Annotated in this window: 15 protein-coding genes; 2 read left to right on the top strand and 13 right to left on the bottom strand. The window is 52.0% G+C overall.

Annotation, left to right across the window (positions count from 1 at the left end; all coding sequences use genetic code 11):
• Nucleotides 1–148 precede the first annotated feature (148 nt).
• From PRIO_RS13355 to nifH, 6 genes are all read right to left on the bottom strand, one after another.
• A complete protein-coding gene (locus tag PRIO_RS13355; RefSeq protein ID WP_020434019.1) occupies nt 149–655 on the bottom strand; it encodes a pyridoxamine 5'-phosphate oxidase family protein in 507 nt (168 codons plus the stop codon).
• 292 nt (nt 656–947) lie between these two features.
• Nucleotides 948–1,370, bottom strand: a complete 423-nt coding sequence (locus PRIO_RS13350; protein WP_020434018.1) for a hypothetical protein — start codon at nt 1,368–1,370, stop codon at nt 948–950.
• An 87-nt stretch (nt 1,371–1,457) separates the two neighbouring features.
• The gene (anfK, locus tag PRIO_RS13345; RefSeq protein WP_020434017.1) at nt 1,458–2,846 is read right to left on the bottom strand and encodes a Fe-only nitrogenase subunit beta; all 1,389 of its coding nucleotides are present in this window, start codon (nt 2,844–2,846) and stop codon (nt 1,458–1,460) included.
• 34 nt (nt 2,847–2,880) lie between these two features.
• Nucleotides 2,881–3,231: a Fe-only nitrogenase subunit delta gene (gene anfG, locus PRIO_RS13340; protein ID WP_020434016.1), complete on the bottom strand. Its 351-nt coding sequence runs from the start codon at nt 3,229–3,231 to the stop codon at nt 2,881–2,883.
• 22 nt (nt 3,232–3,253) lie between these two features.
• Nucleotides 3,254–4,813, bottom strand: a complete 1,560-nt coding sequence (anfD, locus tag PRIO_RS13335) for a nitrogenase iron-iron protein, alpha chain (RefSeq protein ID WP_046502885.1) — start codon at nt 4,811–4,813, stop codon at nt 3,254–3,256.
• Nucleotides 4,814–4,919: 106 nt separating this feature from the next.
• On the bottom strand, nt 4,920–5,747 hold the full coding sequence (gene nifH / locus PRIO_RS13330; protein ID WP_020434014.1) for a nitrogenase iron protein: 828 nt from the start codon (nt 5,745–5,747) through the stop codon (nt 4,920–4,922).
• A gap of 435 nt (nt 5,748–6,182) precedes the next feature.
• On the opposite strand from nifH, the gene PRIO_RS13325 reads away from it, so the two are divergent.
• Nucleotides 6,183–6,416, top strand: a complete 234-nt coding sequence (locus PRIO_RS13325; protein WP_020434013.1) for a ferredoxin — start codon at nt 6,183–6,185, stop codon at nt 6,414–6,416.
• A gap of 83 nt (nt 6,417–6,499) precedes the next feature.
• On the opposite strand, the gene PRIO_RS13320 is transcribed toward PRIO_RS13325, so the two are convergent.
• Genes PRIO_RS13320 through PRIO_RS13310 form a run of 3 tightly spaced genes read right to left on the bottom strand, consistent with a single transcriptional unit; the run spans nt 6,500 to nt 9,541 of the window.
• Nucleotides 6,500–6,871 (bottom strand): NifB/NifX family molybdenum-iron cluster-binding protein, encoded by a 372-nt coding sequence (locus tag PRIO_RS13320; protein WP_020434012.1) that lies wholly within the window; start codon nt 6,869–6,871, stop codon nt 6,500–6,502.
• Complete coding sequence (nifN, locus tag PRIO_RS13315) at nt 6,868–8,187, bottom strand: nitrogenase iron-molybdenum cofactor biosynthesis protein NifN (protein WP_020434011.1); 1,320 nt, start codon at nt 8,185–8,187, stop codon at nt 6,868–6,870. The genes PRIO_RS13320 and nifN overlap by 4 nt, the downstream gene beginning before the upstream one ends.
• Nucleotides 8,180–9,541, bottom strand: a complete 1,362-nt coding sequence (locus PRIO_RS13310; RefSeq protein ID WP_020434010.1) for a nitrogenase component 1 — start codon at nt 9,539–9,541, stop codon at nt 8,180–8,182. Before PRIO_RS13310 ends, nifN begins: the two co-directional genes overlap by 8 nt.
• Nucleotides 9,542–10,363: 822 nt before the next feature.
• Between PRIO_RS13310 and PRIO_RS13305 the strand changes: the two genes are divergently transcribed.
• Nucleotides 10,364–11,869 (top strand): serine hydrolase domain-containing protein, encoded by a 1,506-nt coding sequence (locus PRIO_RS13305; RefSeq protein WP_020434009.1) that lies wholly within the window; start codon nt 10,364–10,366, stop codon nt 11,867–11,869.
• Between the two features lie 856 nt (nt 11,870–12,725).
• On the opposite strand, the gene fucU is transcribed toward PRIO_RS13305, so the two are convergent.
• Genes fucU through PRIO_RS13285 form a run of 4 tightly spaced genes read right to left on the bottom strand, consistent with a single transcriptional unit; the run spans nt 12,726 to nt 17,063 of the window.
• A complete protein-coding gene (gene fucU, locus PRIO_RS13300; RefSeq protein WP_020427498.1) occupies nt 12,726–13,157 on the bottom strand; it encodes an L-fucose mutarotase in 432 nt (143 codons plus the stop codon).
• A 15-nt stretch (nt 13,158–13,172) separates the two neighbouring features.
• Nucleotides 13,173–13,823: a class II aldolase/adducin family protein gene (locus tag PRIO_RS13295; protein ID WP_039839486.1), complete on the bottom strand. Its 651-nt coding sequence runs from the start codon at nt 13,821–13,823 to the stop codon at nt 13,173–13,175.
• Nucleotides 13,824–13,842: 19 nt separating this feature from the next.
• Nucleotides 13,843–15,270 carry a rhamnulokinase gene (locus PRIO_RS13290; RefSeq protein WP_046502880.1) on the bottom strand — a complete coding sequence of 476 codons (1,428 nt, stop codon included), beginning with the start codon at nt 15,268–15,270 and terminating at the stop codon, nt 13,843–13,845.
• Between the two features lie 26 nt (nt 15,271–15,296).
• Nucleotides 15,297–17,063, bottom strand: coding sequence for an L-fucose isomerase (locus PRIO_RS13285; RefSeq protein ID WP_046502877.1), 1,767 nt, complete (start codon nt 17,061–17,063; stop codon nt 15,297–15,299).
• Nucleotides 17,064–17,111 lie beyond the last annotated feature (48 nt).

The following is a 17,111-nucleotide window of genomic DNA, read 5'->3' as shown; positions in this document are numbered from 1 at the left end:
AAAATCAATTATAGAAGGTTCTATTTTGTGTTTTCGACTAAAAATATCTTATTAATGTTATGCATCATGACATATTAGGCAAAGAAAACAGCCCTCTACGAATCAGAAGGCTGTTTTGCCATTCTACGCTGCATGCCATCCGGCTTGCTCAGACAGCCGCATTTTCCTTGGCTGTAAGGTGAACCGGAGTCAACCGGTAGACAGCCGCACCGTTCCCATCCATGGAAGAGCGGTATTTCTCCACCATCCGCGCCGACAATTCCTGCTTGTAGAAGCCCGGCGTATACTTATCCAGAATCTTTTGAAGCACTCCGGCAGCCTCGCCCATATCAGTGACCCTGATGGCTTCACCGAACAGCATCACACTAAAATAGGCAGTATCCGCCTTGCAGGGAACCGGATCGGTCACTGTGCAGTCTTCGCGGTATACGGTGAAGCTTACGGCCGGATGCTCCGCAAGCAGGCGTACTTTTTTGCCTGAGCCCATACCATGGAAATATATAGAGCCTTGATGCCATACATAGTTGACCGGAACCGCATAGGGATAAGTGTCTCCGCCGATCCCTACAATGCCGGTTCTAGACACGGACAGAAACGCTCCGATTCGCTCCTGATCCTGGCACTCCCGCAGCTTATAGCTCACATGCTCCAGCATTGTCTTTCCCTCCCCTTCGCTTAGCCGGTTCAAGAACCCCGCCAGCCACGTAAACCTCTCTCCCTCATTAATCCCATCAGCCCGCACCTGAACACAGTTTAAGCTGTCGGCTCCCGGAAGCTCTCCAGATTGAATTTGAAATCTGTAGTCTTCATTGTGAATGCGTCGATTCTGGGCATGACTGCAGTTCGTGCAATAGAATGCTTATTAATTGTGTGTCGAATCGCATGATCAATCTAGGATTCACACCGGGTCTTCCATCACAACATGCTGAAGCTAATGAATGCGCCTCTCAGCCCGCCGCCGCAGCTCTTACCAAGGCTATCCTGGCCGGATCAAACAGCTCCCGCACCTTCCCGCACATGTTCAACACGCGGGCCGAATCCTCCGGCTCCGGCGTACCATGAAAGTAATCCTCCAGCGAGCAGATGCCAAAGATGAAATCCAGCGACCGGATTTCCTTATTCAACTCCTTGGGCACTTCTACAGCAGTTTCTACAGCATTCATAAGACAGATATAATTATGATTCAGGGGCACAAGCCCATAAAGGTGACATAAGGCGACAAGGTACCGTTCCAGCGCTACAGAACCCACATTGAACACCAGGCTGAGCCGCTGCTTCTGACGCAAAAATTGTTCCGCTCTCCGATGATAGGCCAGCGCATCCCGATAATTCTCCTCAAAGGCTTCCAGATCCGTTTCCATTGCCGGCATAACGGTGTACACCCCCTTATATAAGTAAAATTCTGCCCTTGTTATCCGAATTCAAAGAAATTCTCTTTCCAACCGAAGCCTCAGCTTCTACCATACACTCAGAATCCATTCCTTGTTTTTCTTGTACTCCATATCGGTAAACAAGGTGTTGGCGATTTCTTCGGCCAGGCGGATAGCACCGGCATAACCCACGGTTGGATGGCGGTACAAGCCGGCACGGTCATAGGTCGGGAACCCGACACGCACCATAGGTATGTTATTGTCGATAGCGGTAAAACGTCCTTTGGAATGGCCCAGAATCAGATCAAGCTCCAGACCCTTGTTCTTGATCCGGTTCTCCAGCTCCAGCAAATCCGCATTCAATACGATCTCCATCCCGAATTCTACATTCTGCTGCAGAGCCTGGATCCGCGGATCGCTCTTGTAGGTGGTGTTGTCGTCACCAAGCAGCAGCAGCACCGGCTGCATCTCCAGATCAATGCAGAACTCCGCAAGTCCGATCACCAGATCCGGATGTCCATAAATCGCTACCTTCTTATCGGCAAGGAACATATGCACAAGGTCCGCCAGCGCATCGATAGCAATTCCCCGTTCGCGCACCAGCGATTCCGGAATCGGCTTGCCGGTCAGTTTCCTGACATTCTGCAGAAAGGTATCCGTGTTGCGGATGCCGATCGGCGTGGGTCCGATGACGGCGGGAATACCGAATTCATCCTCCAGATACTTCGCCGCTTTGGCACCTTCGTACTTGTTGAGCGCGAGGGTGGCCAGCGCATTTGCGGTTCCGGTCATATCCGCAATCGTAGTGCTGCCGTGCGACTCACCGCTTTTATCCGGCAGGATGGGGGAATCAAAGCTTTCGATTTCGAACAGCACGGTAGCATCCACCTGCATTTCGGCCAGCAGATGCTTGAGCGCCGTCACATCTCCGGGGTTAACCCAGCCGGTGATCAAATTCAGCTTGCCGTTCGGCTGGCCCTTCCGGGCAAAATGCTTCACAAACGCCTCAACCGCCACATCATAACCGCTTACCTGGCTGCCCACGAAGCTGGGGGTATGCACCGCAATCAGATGCACTTCACGGCCTGCATATTTTTCCTTAAGCAGCCCGTTGTTCAGCTTCAGAATTACACCATCCACATCATCGCCGATGACTTCCGTCGAACAGGTGGTGATGATCGGCACAACCTTCACATCCGGGTAGCGCATGAGCAGCACATCAACCGCTTCTTCAACACGGTTCAGCGCGCCGAACACGGCGCCATCCTCATGCACGGATGAAGAGGCGATCAGAAAATTATCCTTGAAATGCTGAGAGAACAGCAGACGGACGAACATCACGCAGCCTTGGCCGCCATGGACAATACCGATACAATCCTTGATTCCGATGCTGGCATACTGCGCACCTGCAGGCTGGCAGGTGAATATCGGATTAATAACACCGCCGCGTTCCTTTTGAACGATTTCACAAGTCATAGTATTACTCCCTCCGAATATTCTTGTGCGCGATTTAATATTGCTTGACGGTAAGCTCCTTGTTAAGAGAACCGGTAATGGTTACATAGTCTATCCGGTCCTTAAGCGCCTGCATGAGCAGCTTAATCTCCTCGCGGCCCATTTCGGACAGCCATTCGAATCGGCTTTTGTACTCTTCCGCCAAAACCACGGCATCAGCCCAATAACACCGGTCTGCTGGAGTTGATTTGTCCACGGGCTCATCACAGAGAATCTGCATTGTTTTGGTCAGCACACCCTCGTTTTGCTTTTCTCTGTCCCAGCTGCGGGAGTGAAACTGCCACAGGCATTTTTTCATTATATAATTCTCCAGCTGTGCAACCCGCTCTTGCATCAAATTTTCCATGGTTGCCCCTCCCTGTTCACTTTTATACGCCAGCAAGCTGGTTTTCCAGATGCGGGTAGGTTTTGTTCCGCAGTTTCGAGACAGAATCGTAACCGCCGGTATATTGCCGCAAAACCGCCGAGTTTCTGACCTCCTCACTCAGATTCACATCGGATACCATCCGCTGGGTCGCAAAGCCTTTATCGGTCGGAATCTCATCCTTGCTGATATTCAGAGCAGACAACTGGTGAATCGGTGAATAAACGGCATTATAAATATCACGGGCAAATCTGACCCAGCCTTCATAACCCTTATAAGGACCATTGTGATAGGCATGCGCATTGAGATAAGGCACCCGGATTTTTTTGGCTACCTCACCCGGACGTTTGCCTGTAAAAATAATATCCGGCTTCAGCATTTCCATGGCTTCAAGCCCTTCCAGCTCGTTCGGATCATCAATGGCCAGTGCGCCCTGCTCACAGCGGGCAATTCCCTTTTCCATATCGCCTTGGTGGCCGAACTTTGTATAGAGGGAGACGACCTCCACCCCCATTTCCTCATGGATAACATTAGCCCAGTGCCAGAGCTTGGAGCCGCCCGGCCAGAGACATACTCTTTTGCCTTGCAGACGTTCCTTGTACCAGTCCAGCTCCGGCTTCCATCTGGCTGTCTGCTCATCGATAATCGCCTGCGCACGGTCTTCAATGCCGAAGAACAAGCCAATCTTGCGGAGGGACGCCGACAGCGGTTCGAAGCCGAAACCGTCAATATCCAGACGCGGAATGCCGTATTTGACCCGCAGCTCATTACAGATGTATTCGGCAGAACGCGCGCACTCCAGAACGTTCAGATGTGCCCGGTGCATTGCCCGGAGATCATCATAGGACCCGTTGCCGGTAAAGGTGGACAATACCTGAATCCCCATGCTTTTGAAATAATCGGCCATCACCTCCTGGTCACCCTGAATGTTATATTCGCCGACGTAGTTAATGACATAATCGCTGGTAATCTCCGGTTCAACGGTCCCCACCTTTTGATTAATCCAGGCGATATTGATTTTATGATGGCCTCCCGATTGGCTGGGACCTGCGAACCCGGGTGAATTGCAGACAAAGATATCCACATCCGGCATTTCATCCATGACTTCCTGGGCGACCGCACCAATGTCGTCACCGATCAGCGCTGTTGCACAGGTAGAGTAAATCGTCATCCGTTTGATTTCGGGAAAAGCTGTAAAGGCTTCAATGATATTCTTCTTGAGCAGTCCTTCAGCTCCGAAGACAATATGCTTTTCCTTCACATCTGAGGCAAAAGTATTCTTGAGCTGAAAATTGCCATTGTCGCTGATGTAGCGTTTGGTCTGCCAGGTGTCATACGTACAGCCGACCGGACCATGGCTTAGATGGATAACGTCCTTCATCGGCGTGCCGATTACATGCTTGGCTCCGCAATAGGCGCAGCCCCGTTCGGAGATCGTACCCGGGATGGTGTTGAGGTAGCCTTCGGGGAGAGCTGAAGTCAAGTCCTCGCCGGGACCCTTGATCACTGCATGCTGTGTCCGTTCAGGGATGCACGCGCTGCATTTAAAAGTATGGTGCGGCATGATTCATTCCTCCTAAAGTTTGGTGAACATAACATCGTTGAGCAACTTCGTACAAACCTTGCTTCGGATGCATACGCTTAGTTTGGTGGGCTTACGCCTCATTTGGTTAGTCACCAATCCCGTATTTCACTACCATCGCTTCCAGCTGGTCCATGCTCAGCGGCTTGGGAATCACAAAGTTTTCATTCTCGATAATTTTGCGGCCCAGCTCTCCGTATTCACCCGCCTGCTTGCTCTCCGCATCGAACTCAACGACCGTTTTTTTGTTGAACTCCGCTTTCTGGACGATATTGTCACGGGGCATGAAATGAATCATTTGAGTCCCGATGGAGGCTGTGAATTCTTCCAGGAATTCTCTTTCTCTATCCACGTTGCGGCTGTTGCAGATAATTCCGCCGAGGCGGACACCGCTCTGCTTCGCGTATTTCACCAAGCCTTTACAAATATTGTTAGCTGCGTAAATGGCCATCATCTCGCCGGAAGCCACGATGTACACCTCTTGGGCCTTGCCGTCACGGATTGGCATCGCGAACCCGCCGCAGACTACGTCGCCCAATACATCGAAGAAGACAAAATCCAAATCATCGGTATAAGCACCATTGCTCTCCATCAGATCAATCGCTGTGATGACACCGCGGCCCGCACAGCCGACACCCGGTTCAGGACCGCCCGACTCTACACACTGAATGCCGAGATACCCTTCCTTCACAACCTTTTCAGTGGTGATATTCTCGGCACCGTCATCGCGGAGCATATCCATCAGCGTTTTCTGGTTCATCCCGCCAAGAATCATCCGTGTGGAATCCGCCTTCGGGTCGCAGCCGTGTATAAACACCTTCTTGTCATGAAAATAGGCCATTGCCGCTGCTGTATTCTGTTGAGTAGTAGACTTCCCGATTCCGCCCTTGCCGTAGATTGCAATCTTTCTCGTCATTTCTCCACACTCCCTTTGATTTGGTCTGAATCTGTTGCTCTGGATTTGACTAGATCATAACAAATTAGAAAAAGCTGTCAACGGCATTGACGAACCATCATTCAGGTGTACCTATTTTTCATTCGCAAATACACATTTGGAAGCGCTATTTTTTGATATTACATAACATATTCATGGCAAATACCGAACAAATTCACCGCCCCCCTCTATGAAAGCGCACTTATTTTGCTCATTATAGCGTTTTCGCAACACTCATGTAGTATTAGCTAACACAATCAATGAACCTACTGTTAAATAAGCGGTTTTTCCGTTGAAATCAGCTGTTTCAGGGATGTAAAATAACACATGAAGAAACGCTCCGCCTGATCAAAGACATATAAACTTACATGAAATTAGGGGTTTTTTGCAGTCATCTACACGAGAGGAGAGAAAACCATGAATTCATTTGCCAGCGTCAACCAGGAGTCCTGCATTGCATGCGGCGCCTGCAACTCCGCAGCTCCGGACATTTTTGATCTGGATTACAACGGAATTGCCGGTGTAATCTATGAAGGAGACAAGAACCGGGGCATCACAGCCATCGAACCGGAGTTACTGGAAGAGCTGCAGGAAGCCTTTGTGAGCTGTCCGACCCATTGCATTCAACTGGCGGCCGTTCCTTTTGCCTGAAGCGGCCTTCTGTTCGTTCACCCACACAAAAAAGGTACCCTCCGTTAGCGGACGGTACCTTTTTTTGCGGTGCCAATACCTCCTTATTTCCCTTTGTTTAACGCTTTGACCAGCCACAGCGGCGGCCGTTCCTTCAGCATCAGCCTCAGCTGGTCAAGCTGCGGGACAATCTCGCTCCCCTGCTCAGACTGAAGGAGAATGATCCCCGCTTCCAGAACTTTTTTGACAGCATCGCCGCCGATCTTCACCACAAACAAAACCGTACAGTCCCGGATCTGATCCACCCTCTGCTGGAATTTATCGCATTCCTCCGTTTCTTCCTGCAGAACAGGCAAAGTTCTCGTCTCCAGCAGGCGATACCCCTTTTCCCCAAACTCAAATATAGCAAATGCTGTGCACTGCCCGAAATGGCAATCCAGTGTCCTGCCCCCATTGGACGCAAAGGCAATCTTCATCGGCGGTTCCTCCCCTTGCTATTCATAGTGTTGGCGATATTGTTCAACAGGTCGGCCGTCCCCCGGTAACCCACAGAGATATTGGCCGGCGCTCCAAACCGGTTAAAAACCGGAAACCCTAAGGGAAGGAAGGGGATACCGCTTTTCAACGCATGCCTTTCGCCGTAAGCATTACTCACCCACAGGTCAGCTCCGCCCGCTGCCATCCGTTCCAGATCCTCCAAATCACCGGTTTGCACGGCTTCAGGCATGGCAGCCACTGCAGGCGAACCGGCAGGGATTACCGAACCAACCGACTTAATCCCCAGCTCTGCGAGACACTGGTACAGCGCAATGAGGTGATCAGGCTCCAGCGCAGCAATAATCCGCTTCCCCCGGAAGACCGAACGGGTATCCAGCATGCAATCAAGCAGAAACTGCCGCTGCCAGCGGTACTTATTCTGCCCGTCACTCTGGCTGAACTGGCGGAGAAACAGGAAGAATTCATCGGTCTCCCGCAGTCCTGTAACGCCTTGAAATACCTGATAGGGAATCTGCAGCTCCTCCTTAAGCAGCTTCGCACACGCCTCCATGGAACCGCCGAGCGCCAGAGTATAGGTGGACGTCAGCATTTCCCGCAAATAATCGAGCGGCACCCCTCCCCTGGAGAGGGGGGTGTGGCCTGTCATTAAATGTCCTGTGAGTGAAGAGGACAAATCCGGGAGCACAATCACCTCAATGTCAAAGGAAGCAATCATTTCCTTCAGTTCCATAACATCTCCCGGAGTCAAATGGGCTCCCGGCAGCAGATTGATCCGGTTCCGTTTCTTCTTCCGCACGATCCGCCCGCTGTTCTGAATAACTTTTTGGATCACAGCGTACACGGATTTGGCATAGCCGGACTCCATGGACCCCTCATAATCAGGGAGGTACAGCCCGCACATCAGCTTATCCTTGAACATCATCTTGTGCTGCCGGTAATACCCCTCTGCGGTTCCCAGCAGATCCTCGCCCACCACCTCTGTGATTGAGGTTCCGATGAGCGCCAGGACATCCGGGTTGTACTTCTCCACGACAAGCCGGATCATGTCACGAATCCCCTTTTCCCCGCCAAAAATCAAATTCTGCTCATGAATAGCAATGTTCTGGATGGAAATCGGCTCGCGGAAATGGCGGGACAACACCGTTTTTACCGATTCCGCACACCCCTGCGCACCATGCAGGATCGGAACCGCCCGATAAATACCCTGCAGGGCAAGCACGGCGCCAATGATCTGGCTGGTCTGGAAGGGATTGACCGACAACGGCTTGGCTGCTGTTCTGTCCCCCTTATCCATAGCTGTCCACCTCCCATGGCGAATGCCGGCGGATCATAGTCCAGACAGGCTGCGCAAGAGTATCCATTACATCCTGAGCGAACCTTCTGACTCCGTCATAACCGGCATACCCCCCGTGCTGCTCTTCACCGATGTTGATGAACGGGATTTTCTCCTTCAAAGGAACAAACGAATTGCGGCCGCTTACGATCATCAGATCACCTTTGCGTTCCCGGTACAGCTGAAGAATTCGCGTCTCATCGCTTTGTATAATCAGCAGGGTATCGTCATGAATCCGCTCCTTGATCCGCGACAGATCCTCCTGCGCGTTTTGATTCGTGCCAATGGCAGCAATTTTGATCCCCAGCTCATAGAGCAGCGAGATATAGATCCAGCTTTCGTGCCCATCGGTGAACAGTACAACTTTTTTGCCTTTGAGCGGTTTGTAGCGGCGGAGAATATCCTTGTGAAGGCGTTCCTCTTCCCGGCGCATATAGCGGTTCAGCTGTTTGTCCAGACCTTCATTCTGGAAATGGAAGGAGAGCTGCCGGAGGGCAAAGCGGATCTCGCGGGAACCGCAGAAAGAGCCTTCAAAATAGGGAATGCCGAACGAGTCGCGCATCTTCCGGGCCAAAGTAACCATGGAGCGGCTGCATACCAGCAGATTCAGCTTGGCCTGATGGGCGGAGCAGAGTTCGTCAAAGGTGCATTCACCGGCAATCCGCGAGATGACGCGTATGCCTATTTTGGATAACATTGCTTCAATTTCATGTCCTGCTTTGGAAAAATGATAATCACCAATGAGGTTAATATCGAAAGGAGTAAGCTTTCTGGGGTCGGGTTCACATGTACCAATGACTTTTTCGAATAACGCTTCGCCGGCCTGCCGGCTGCCCATATTCCCGCTCCCCGTAAACCCTGAATTATGGAGTGGAATAACCGGGAGCTTCCATAAGCTCTCAGCCTTGCTGCAAACGGCGTTCAAATCTTCAGCGGTAAGAATGGTGATACACGTGGCATAGACAAATATGCAGGGGGGGTGGTAATACTCAATGATATACTGTATGGCTTCAAGCAGTTTTTTCTGGCCGCCAAGAATAATATCCGTTTCTGTAAGCCCCATAGAAAAGCGGAGGTATGGCAGCGGACCTTCCGGCATTGCGGCCTCCAGCATCCCCCAGCTGTTCTGCAGACAGCCTGAGGTTCCATGCACCAGATGCGCGGCATCAGAGATAGGAAGCAGTACGGCTTGCGAGCCTTGAAATACACAGCCCTTCGTAACCTCGCCCGGATTCGGTCTTGCACAGCCTTTGCCAGGCTGACGGTTATGCTCACAGTCCGGCTCAATGAACAGATTCGGGACCCCTTTGGGCATTGCACTCCCCTCCTTATTCTTGTATCCAGCTCCCCGCTTCCTGCTGAAAGTAATTCCTGTACCGTCTGCTCTTGGTATCACCGGAGCAATGCTTTCCGGCAAAATAGTGATCTGCCTTCTCACTGCAGCAAGGATACCTCTGTAAAAGCGCCTTCCGCCATAGGGTTTTCATTCCATTTATAACTATTTATATCTAAATAAATAATTATAAATGTTGTTCAATGCCCTAATTTTATTTACTTATATTACTTTCATTCTAATTATAGTTCAACAGCAAAACACACTCCCAGGCTTATTGTCATTGAATATGTCAGGAATTGTGACCAAAATATTACATTAAGCGTTTGCAATCGTTTTTTTCTTATGCTTTCGCGGAGTTAAAGGCAGGAAATATGGCAAATAAACCGACATAATTATAGCTTTGGAAAGAGAAGCTGACTATTTTCTGCAGAAGGAAATTGTATCTTTTGTGAACAAGATGTGCAGATAACTTACGGCGCTATGCCTGCGAGGATCTTTCATCCTATAACCATTGAACTTGAAAACCGTAGTCTTCATTTTGGATACCATAGTGTATTTTCCTCATGACTGCACTTCGTGCAATAGAATTTTTATTATCGTGCGTCGAATCGCATTCTGCTCCTTCTCTTAATACCTCCCTCACCACGGAGACTTGTCTACCGTCCACTACCTTACAGCCGTGTAAGCTTCATTTAAGAAACTTTAAAGGTAGACGTAAGCTAAATCTATGGGTGCTGAACTTCTTGTGGACTATGCTGGATATAGTGTTCATTTAACTTAATACCGAAGGAGTTCATAAACATGAAGCGTAAAGAAAAAACAATATTTTTCCGGGGGCTTGGCCTCAGCATGATGATTGCCACAAGTTTGACCATTCTATGGGGCTTCACCCCCCACATGAATGCTGAGTCCGCTCAGCCGTCCACTGCCGGAAGCATAGAGGAATTCAAGCAATTGCTGGACCGCAAAGTCCCCCAGTGGCAAGAGACCTACGGGGTACCTGGTGTGGCAGTAGGTGTGATACATAACGGAAAAGTCGCCTACACCCTGAATTATGGGGTTGCTGATACCAAGAGTCACCAGCCTGTGGATAAGGATACACTATTCCAGGCCGGGTCGATCTCCAAAAGCCTGACCGCATGGGGCATCCTGCATCTTGTAGACCAAGGTCGACTCTCCCTGGATGATCCGGCGGCAAAATACCTTACGCGGTGGAAGCTTCCGGATTCCAAGTTTGATCCGAGCCAGGTGACTATCCGGCGGTTGCTTAGCCATACCGCAGGCTTGCCTGCGCACCGGGGCTACCTGGGAACCGCTCCGGGAAAAAAGCTTCCGGCACTGGAGGAATCGTTATCCGGAGCCGGTTGGTCCAACGATCCTGTAAGAGTGGCCGCAGCTCCCGGCACTCAGGAAGTGTATTCAGGTGCAGGTTATACACTGCTGCAGCTGGTGATCGAGGAAGTGACCGGCCAGCCGTTTGAACAGTACATGGACGAGCAGGTGCTGAAACCTTTGGGGATGAAGCACAGCACCTTCGCAGCAACCACCGGCAGTCCCTTCATGTCTACTGGATATGGATATTTCGGTCAGGCGCTGCCGGATTATCAATTTACCGAAAAAGCCGCCGCCGGCCTCTCCACCACCTCTGCTGATCTGATGACATTGATTATAGACAGCATGAATGGGCGGAATGGACAGCTGCCGGTCAACCAAGTGGCTGCAAAACCGCTTATTCAGGAGATGCAGACACCGGTTCTGACTGACAGCGGTTTAGGAATCTTCACAAGAACCCTGCCGGACGGTCAGGTGATGTTGTATCACCCGGGGGATAACCGCGGATTCCACAGCTTTTACGGGTTCGTCCCGGAGTCCGGCGACGGACTTGCAGTTCTGACAAACAGCGAGAACGGAATTGACCTGCGTCAGGATATTTATAATGCATGGGTCCAGTCACTTACCGGTTCTGTACCCGATGGAGCCGATGCACTTGCCGCCGGAAGACAGACTAATGCATACATTACGCAAGGACTTGCAGCCGCGCTCGGCCTATATCTGGTTATCTTTGCCGTCCGCTTGCGCAAGCGGAGAAGAGTGTTCATAACGAAGCATTCACAGCAGCCCTTTATCCGGCTCGGAATACGCGTGGTTCTGCTTACAGCAACCGGTACTTTATTGTTCCTGGTCTCTTATTCCTGGAGCATTTTGGGTCTCCAGTCCGGCTTAAAAAACATCGTACTCGTGGTTTTTGCCTGGCATCTCATTTTGCTCGCCGCCGGCTTTTTCCCAAAGACCAAAATACGGAAGTGACAGCAACCTGCTAAGATTAGAACGGCTGCGCCTCCTTCCCTGAAAGGCGCAGCCGTTTGAAGCCGGGGCTGTCGGTGAATCTTGCAGCCGCTGCTTGAAGACCCTAAATTCCCTTAGCGGCCAGATATAGCATGTTGTAAAGTTCTTGAGCTTTGACTTGGGCGTAGTTCACCTTTCGGGCTTATAGGGTTGCTCCTTACGAAAAGCTACGAGGCGACTTGGCTCTTACCTCGACAGGACTTTCAACGGTTAATTGTGCCTAGCTTGGCTAGGTGCGCAACAATAAAAAAGAACTTGATCAAAATGATCTGTCCTTTATATGAACTCATCTAATGACCCAACGAATCCTACGGCAACCTTTTAAGTGGAAAAAGGTTAACTAATTTGCCGGAATACCCTATCCTCGGGCAGGTCTAAGTGGAAAAAGGGACACTAATTCAGCTCATTTCGCCATTATTCAAGAAAAGTAGTCCAATTAAGTTTACTTTTTCCACTTAAATCTCAGGATTTTTTAATTTCCGGAAAAATAAGTTCCCTTTTTCCAACTAGCACCTGCGAAGAAACCGGTAAGTAATTGCTAGTTGGAATTAGGATATTTAGACCGACTCCCCACTCAGAACTCGGCCTTCGCCGCCCCCAACAACGGCATTTCTGCCGTTGCTCGTAACAAATTTATTTATTCTACAACTTTAAGCATAATTTTATCCACTTGCGGAGGTTTCCTATACAATAAACGCTTTCCCCAAAACATATAAATTCTTTCAAAAAAACCTGCCCCCGGTGCATTCTCACTTGGAGAATCCGTCAGGGGCAGGTTTAATCTTACGGGTGAAGCGCCAATGGCAGCACCTTTTTCTCAAACGCTCTTTATAACACCTTTTTTCAGGATGATATTGCCGTACAGCGCTTCCTCCCCGGTCACCACAATGGCATAGGCACTTCGGGCGCGGGTATAGAAGGCAAAACGTTCTTCATGAGAGATTACCGCTTCCTTGTCATGTCCCGAAATGATTTCCTTATAGGTGTCCCAGACCACGGGGACTGTGGAATCTCCCGGTACGACACTCATCAAGGCTGCCTGATAGTCCGCATAATGATCCAGCGGGAACAGCTCCAGAATCGCGTCCAGCAGCTCTGGAATACCGGTGCCGTCGCAGCGGATGACTCTGGAATGCAGCGCATGCCCGGGGAAGTTGGCATCTGCAAGCACAAGTTCGTCGCCGTGGCCCATTTCCATCATGGCCTTCACCAGTTCGGGTGCGAGCAGCTTGGGGATTTTGTTCAGCATCTGCCGCTCTCTCCTTTACATTCCGTAGAAGGACCGCAGCGCCACCAGCTCTTCAATCCGGTTCGGCGGCAGCTCCCGCTCCCCGTGGATCATGCGGGTCAAAAAGGTCAGCTTGGCGGTGTATTCCAGCCGTTCCATATTCATATAAGCTCCCATTACATCCTTCCCCCAGGTCAAAGCCCCATGGCTTTCCAGCAGTACGGCTGTTTTCTTGCCCAGGAACGGCATGATGGAGTCGGGAACCTCCTCTGTGGAAGGCGTGCCGTATTTAGCCAGCGGGATCTCGCCCATGGCAATTACGGATTCCGGCATCATCATTTTATCGAGCGCTTCCCCCTTAATGGCAAAAGCAGTACCAAATGGCGGATGCGCATGGACCACCCCGTTCATCTCGGGAAGCTCGCGGTATATCCGCAGATGCATTTTGACCTCGGTTGAAGGCCTATAGCCTTCCTGGGCCTCCAGAATCTCTCCCTGAAGGTTGACCTTGACCAGCATATGCGGCTCCAGGTAGCCTTTGCTGACCCCGGTCGGGGTAGCCAGTACCTCAGTTTCGCTCAAACGGGCAGAGATGTTGCCGTCATTTGCGGCAATAAAATCCTTATTGAACAGATTTTTGCCGATATCACAAATTTGCAGACGCAGTTTCTTTTCCAGCTCATCCATGGTTTACTCTCCTCAATTCTCATTTATTCGGCCGGTACACCGTCAGGGTCTCGGATGCGCCAACGACTTCAGCGGCGCGGCTGAAATCCAGTTCCCCCAGCGCAGCCAGCTGTACCAGCAGATTCCCCAGCGCACTGGCTTCAACGGGACCGGCGATAATCTCTCTTCCGGACGCATCCGCCGTCAGCTGGCAGAGGAGCTTGTTCTGTATGCCCCCTCCGACCATATGAACCTTGCGGATCCGGCTGCCCGTAATTTCCTCCAGCTCCTTAAGCGTGGACGCGTAGGACTTGGCGAGGCTATCCAGAATCGTGCGGAGGATGGCTCCTTTGGTTTCCGGCACCCGTTGGCCGCTGCTCCGGCAGTATTCCGCGATCCGTCCCGGCATATCGCCGGGCGTGCTGAAGAGCGGATCATTAGGCTCAATAAAAGACTGTGCCGCCCCCTCCTTCCCGGCAAGCGCAGTCATCTCGCTGAAGCTGAGGACTTCACCGGCTTCAGCCCAGACCCGCCGCGTTTCCTGCAGCAGCCACAGGCCGGTAATGTTCTTGAGCAGCCGGTTGCCGCTGCCGCTGCAGCCTTCATTCGTGAAGCCATATTCATAGCTTAACGCGGTAATGACCGGCGCCTTCGTTTCCATCCCGACCAATGACCAGGTGCCGCAGCTGATAAACGCCGCGCCGTCCTTGTCCGCGTAAGGAATCGAAGCTACGGCTGAAGCCGTATCATGGGAAGCGCCGGCAATCACGCGGATGGGCCCGCATCCGAGCTTGGCACAGAGCTCGGGCCGCAGCGTGCCGATAGCGGTTCCCGCTTCAACACGGGGCGGAATCAGCCTGGTTGGGATGCCAAGTCTGCCGAATACTTCGGAAGAAGGTTCACCCGTAACGGCGTCCAGCAGCCCGCTTGTGCTCAGTATCGTCCGCTCCGCAGAAGAGGCTCCAGACAGCAGGTACAGGAACAAATCCGGCATCATGAGAATGTGGTCAACCTGCTCCTGAAGCAAGGGGTTCTCCTGCAAATCGGCGAACAACTGATAGACCGTATTGATCGGGTCCGGCTGATTGCCGGTCAGACGGAACTGCTCCTCCGGCGGCAGCAGCTCCTCCAGCCGGGCGCGGTATTTGCCCACCCGCTGGTCGCGGTAATGATGCGGGGCATTCAGCAGCTTCCCCGCATGATCCACAAAGCCATAATCTACTCCCCAGGTATCCACACTTAGACTAGCAATTTCATTGCCAGCCTGCACCGCCAGCAGAATTCCCTGCTTAATCTCCTTAAGCAGCTCCGGAACGTTCCAGTACAAATGGCCCCCAGCCTCCACCGGGGTATTGGCAAACCGGTGCAGCTCCTCTGTAACAATCCTGCTTCCGTCATAGGTGCCGAGAATTACTCTCCCCGAGCTTGCCCCAAGGTCAACAGCCAGCAGCTTCTTCAGCTTGCTCATCTCATTCACCTGCCCGCCCCCGGATATTAATATAGAGGTCCGAAATTCCGGCAGGCCCGGTAGTCGGCAGCTTCGAGGCTCTCCGTTCCGAACAGCGACCAGACGCGCGGTCTGAAGATCCGTGCTTCCTCCACATTGTGCATACTCACCGGGATGCGCAGCATGGATGCCAGTGTGATCAGGTCCGCACCGATATGCCCATAGCTGATTGCTCCATGATTGGCCCCCCAATTGTTCATCACATCGTATACCGAGCTGAACGAACCGGAACCGGTCAGAACAGGCGCGAACCAGGTTGTCGGCCAGGTAGGATCGGTCCGTTCATCCAGCGTGCGGTGTACCTCCTCAGGAAGCTCCACAGTATAACCTTCCGCCAGCTGCAGAACAGGTCCCAGCCCCTTGACCAGATTAAGGCGCGCCATCGTTACAGGCATGCCGCCTTTGGTCAGATAATCGGTAGAGAAGCCGCCGCCGCGGAAATATTCCTGCGATGCCGCACGGAACTGCGTTGCCTTCAGGGTGGCTTCCACCTCTTCATCTGTGATCTCCCAGAACGGCTTGATCACCGGCTTACCGTCCCTGGTCTGTTCACCTGCGCCGTCCAGCGCGGCGGAGCCTGAATTGATCAGATGGAGCAGGCCGCCCGCCGCCTCGCCCTGCAGTTCATATCCGGTGACCCGCTTCACTGCGGCCGGGCTCCAGTAGGTGCGGACATCGGCAAATATCTGCGCCGTATTCGTCAGCAAGTAATTGAACAGCATAGTCACCCCGTTCAGGCTGTCATTCTCCGTAGCCAGAATATAAGGCGCGCGCTTACCGTTCCAGTCGAAGGAGGAATTCAGGATCGTCTCCATGAAGTCACCGTTCGGGAAGTGATCCGTCCATTGGCGCTGCCCCTGGAAACCGGCAGCGAGCGCGTTGTGGCCCTGCGCTTCTTCAGCAAACCCCAGCTCAGCCAGCACCGGATTGCCGATCATCAGGTCGCGGCCGATGAGCGCCATCTTCACGCAGGTTTCCAGCTGGACTGCCTTCTCTTCGCTGCTGACCTGCAGGTGCGCCGGGTTATTGTCGGGTCCAATCCGACAATTCTCCTTCGTCCATTTCAGTGCGCGGGCAAATTCCTCCTGATCGTAAATCCCTTCCTCGAAACGGCGGACGAACTCGGACATATCGATATATTCATTGCGCATGCCCAGGTATTCCTGAAAGAACTGGTCATTCACAATGGAACCGGCAATCCCCATAGATACCGAACCCATGGACAAATAGGAGTTCCCCTTCATCAGGGCAACGGCAAGTGCCGACTTGGCGAACCGCAGCAGCTTGGTCTGCACATCAGACGGGATTTCCTCGCTGCCGGAATCCTGCACATCCTCCCCATAGATCCCAAAAGCCGGAATGCCCTTCTGGGCGTACGCCGACAAGACAGCGGCAAGATAGACCGCACCGGGCCGTTCCGTACCATTGAACCCCCATACCGCATGCGGGATGGAGGCATCCATATCCATCGTTTCCGAGCCATAACACCAGCAAGGTGTCACGGTAATGGATACGCCTACATTGGCACTTGAAAATTTGGCCTGTGCAGCCGAAGCTTCCTTCACACCGCCGATCGTAGAATCAGTAATCACACATGCTACAGATGAACCATCAGGGTAACGCAGATTGTCCTGCAGAAAAGCAGCGACCCGCTCCGCCATGCCCATCGTCTGGACTTCCAGTGATTCGCGTACGCCCCGGCGTCTCCCGTCAATCGTTGGGCGGATGCCGATTTTGGGATAATGAGTTGTCATGCCTTATAACCTCCTAAGAATAATAAGAACAATATTAAGCGCTTGCAT

The sequence above is a fragment of the Paenibacillus riograndensis SBR5 genome (genome assembly GCF_000981585.1).
GTDB classification, from domain to species: Bacteria; Bacillota; Bacilli; order Paenibacillales; family Paenibacillaceae; genus Paenibacillus_AQ; species Paenibacillus_AQ riograndensis.
Note: the sequence above shows the minus strand (reverse complement) of the source record. Positions and strands in the feature narration are given on the sequence as shown.

Excerpts from the sequence above, each read along its gene's own strand:
- PRIO_RS13355 (WP_020434019.1), bottom strand. The coding sequence starts at position 655 with ATGCTGGAGCATGTGAGCTATAAGCTGCGGGAGTGCCAGGATCAGGAG.
- PRIO_RS13350 (WP_020434018.1), bottom strand. The coding sequence starts at position 1,370 with ATGCCGGCAATGGAAACGGATCTGGAAGCCTTTGAGGAGAATTATCGG.
- anfK (WP_020434017.1), bottom strand. The coding sequence starts at position 2,846 with ATGACTTGTGAAATCGTTCAAAAGGAACGCGGCGGTGTTATTAATCCG.
- anfG (WP_020434016.1), bottom strand. The coding sequence starts at position 3,231 with ATGGAAAATTTGATGCAAGAGCGGGTTGCACAGCTGGAGAATTATATA.
- anfD (WP_046502885.1), bottom strand. The coding sequence starts at position 4,813 with ATGCCGCACCATACTTTTAAATGCAGCGCGTGCATCCCTGAACGGACA.
- nifH (WP_020434014.1), bottom strand. The coding sequence starts at position 5,747 with ATGACGAGAAAGATTGCAATCTACGGCAAGGGCGGAATCGGGAAGTCT.
- PRIO_RS13325 (WP_020434013.1), top strand. The coding sequence starts at position 6,183 with ATGAATTCATTTGCCAGCGTCAACCAGGAGTCCTGCATTGCATGCGGC.
- PRIO_RS13320 (WP_020434012.1), bottom strand. The coding sequence starts at position 6,871 with ATGAAGATTGCCTTTGCGTCCAATGGGGGCAGGACACTGGATTGCCAT.
- nifN (WP_020434011.1), bottom strand. The coding sequence starts at position 8,187 with ATGGATAAGGGGGACAGAACAGCAGCCAAGCCGTTGTCGGTCAATCCC.
- PRIO_RS13310 (WP_020434010.1), bottom strand. The coding sequence starts at position 9,541 with ATGCCCAAAGGGGTCCCGAATCTGTTCATTGAGCCGGACTGTGAGCAT.
- PRIO_RS13305 (WP_020434009.1), top strand. The coding sequence starts at position 10,364 with ATGAAGCGTAAAGAAAAAACAATATTTTTCCGGGGGCTTGGCCTCAGC.
- fucU (WP_020427498.1), bottom strand. The coding sequence starts at position 13,157 with ATGCTGAACAAAATCCCCAAGCTGCTCGCACCCGAACTGGTGAAGGCC.
- PRIO_RS13295 (WP_039839486.1), bottom strand. The coding sequence starts at position 13,823 with ATGGATGAGCTGGAAAAGAAACTGCGTCTGCAAATTTGTGATATCGGC.
- PRIO_RS13290 (WP_046502880.1), bottom strand. The coding sequence starts at position 15,270 with ATGAGCAAGCTGAAGAAGCTGCTGGCTGTTGACCTTGGGGCAAGCTCG.
- PRIO_RS13285 (WP_046502877.1), bottom strand. The coding sequence starts at position 17,063 with ATGACAACTCATTATCCCAAAATCGGCATCCGCCCAACGATTGACGGG.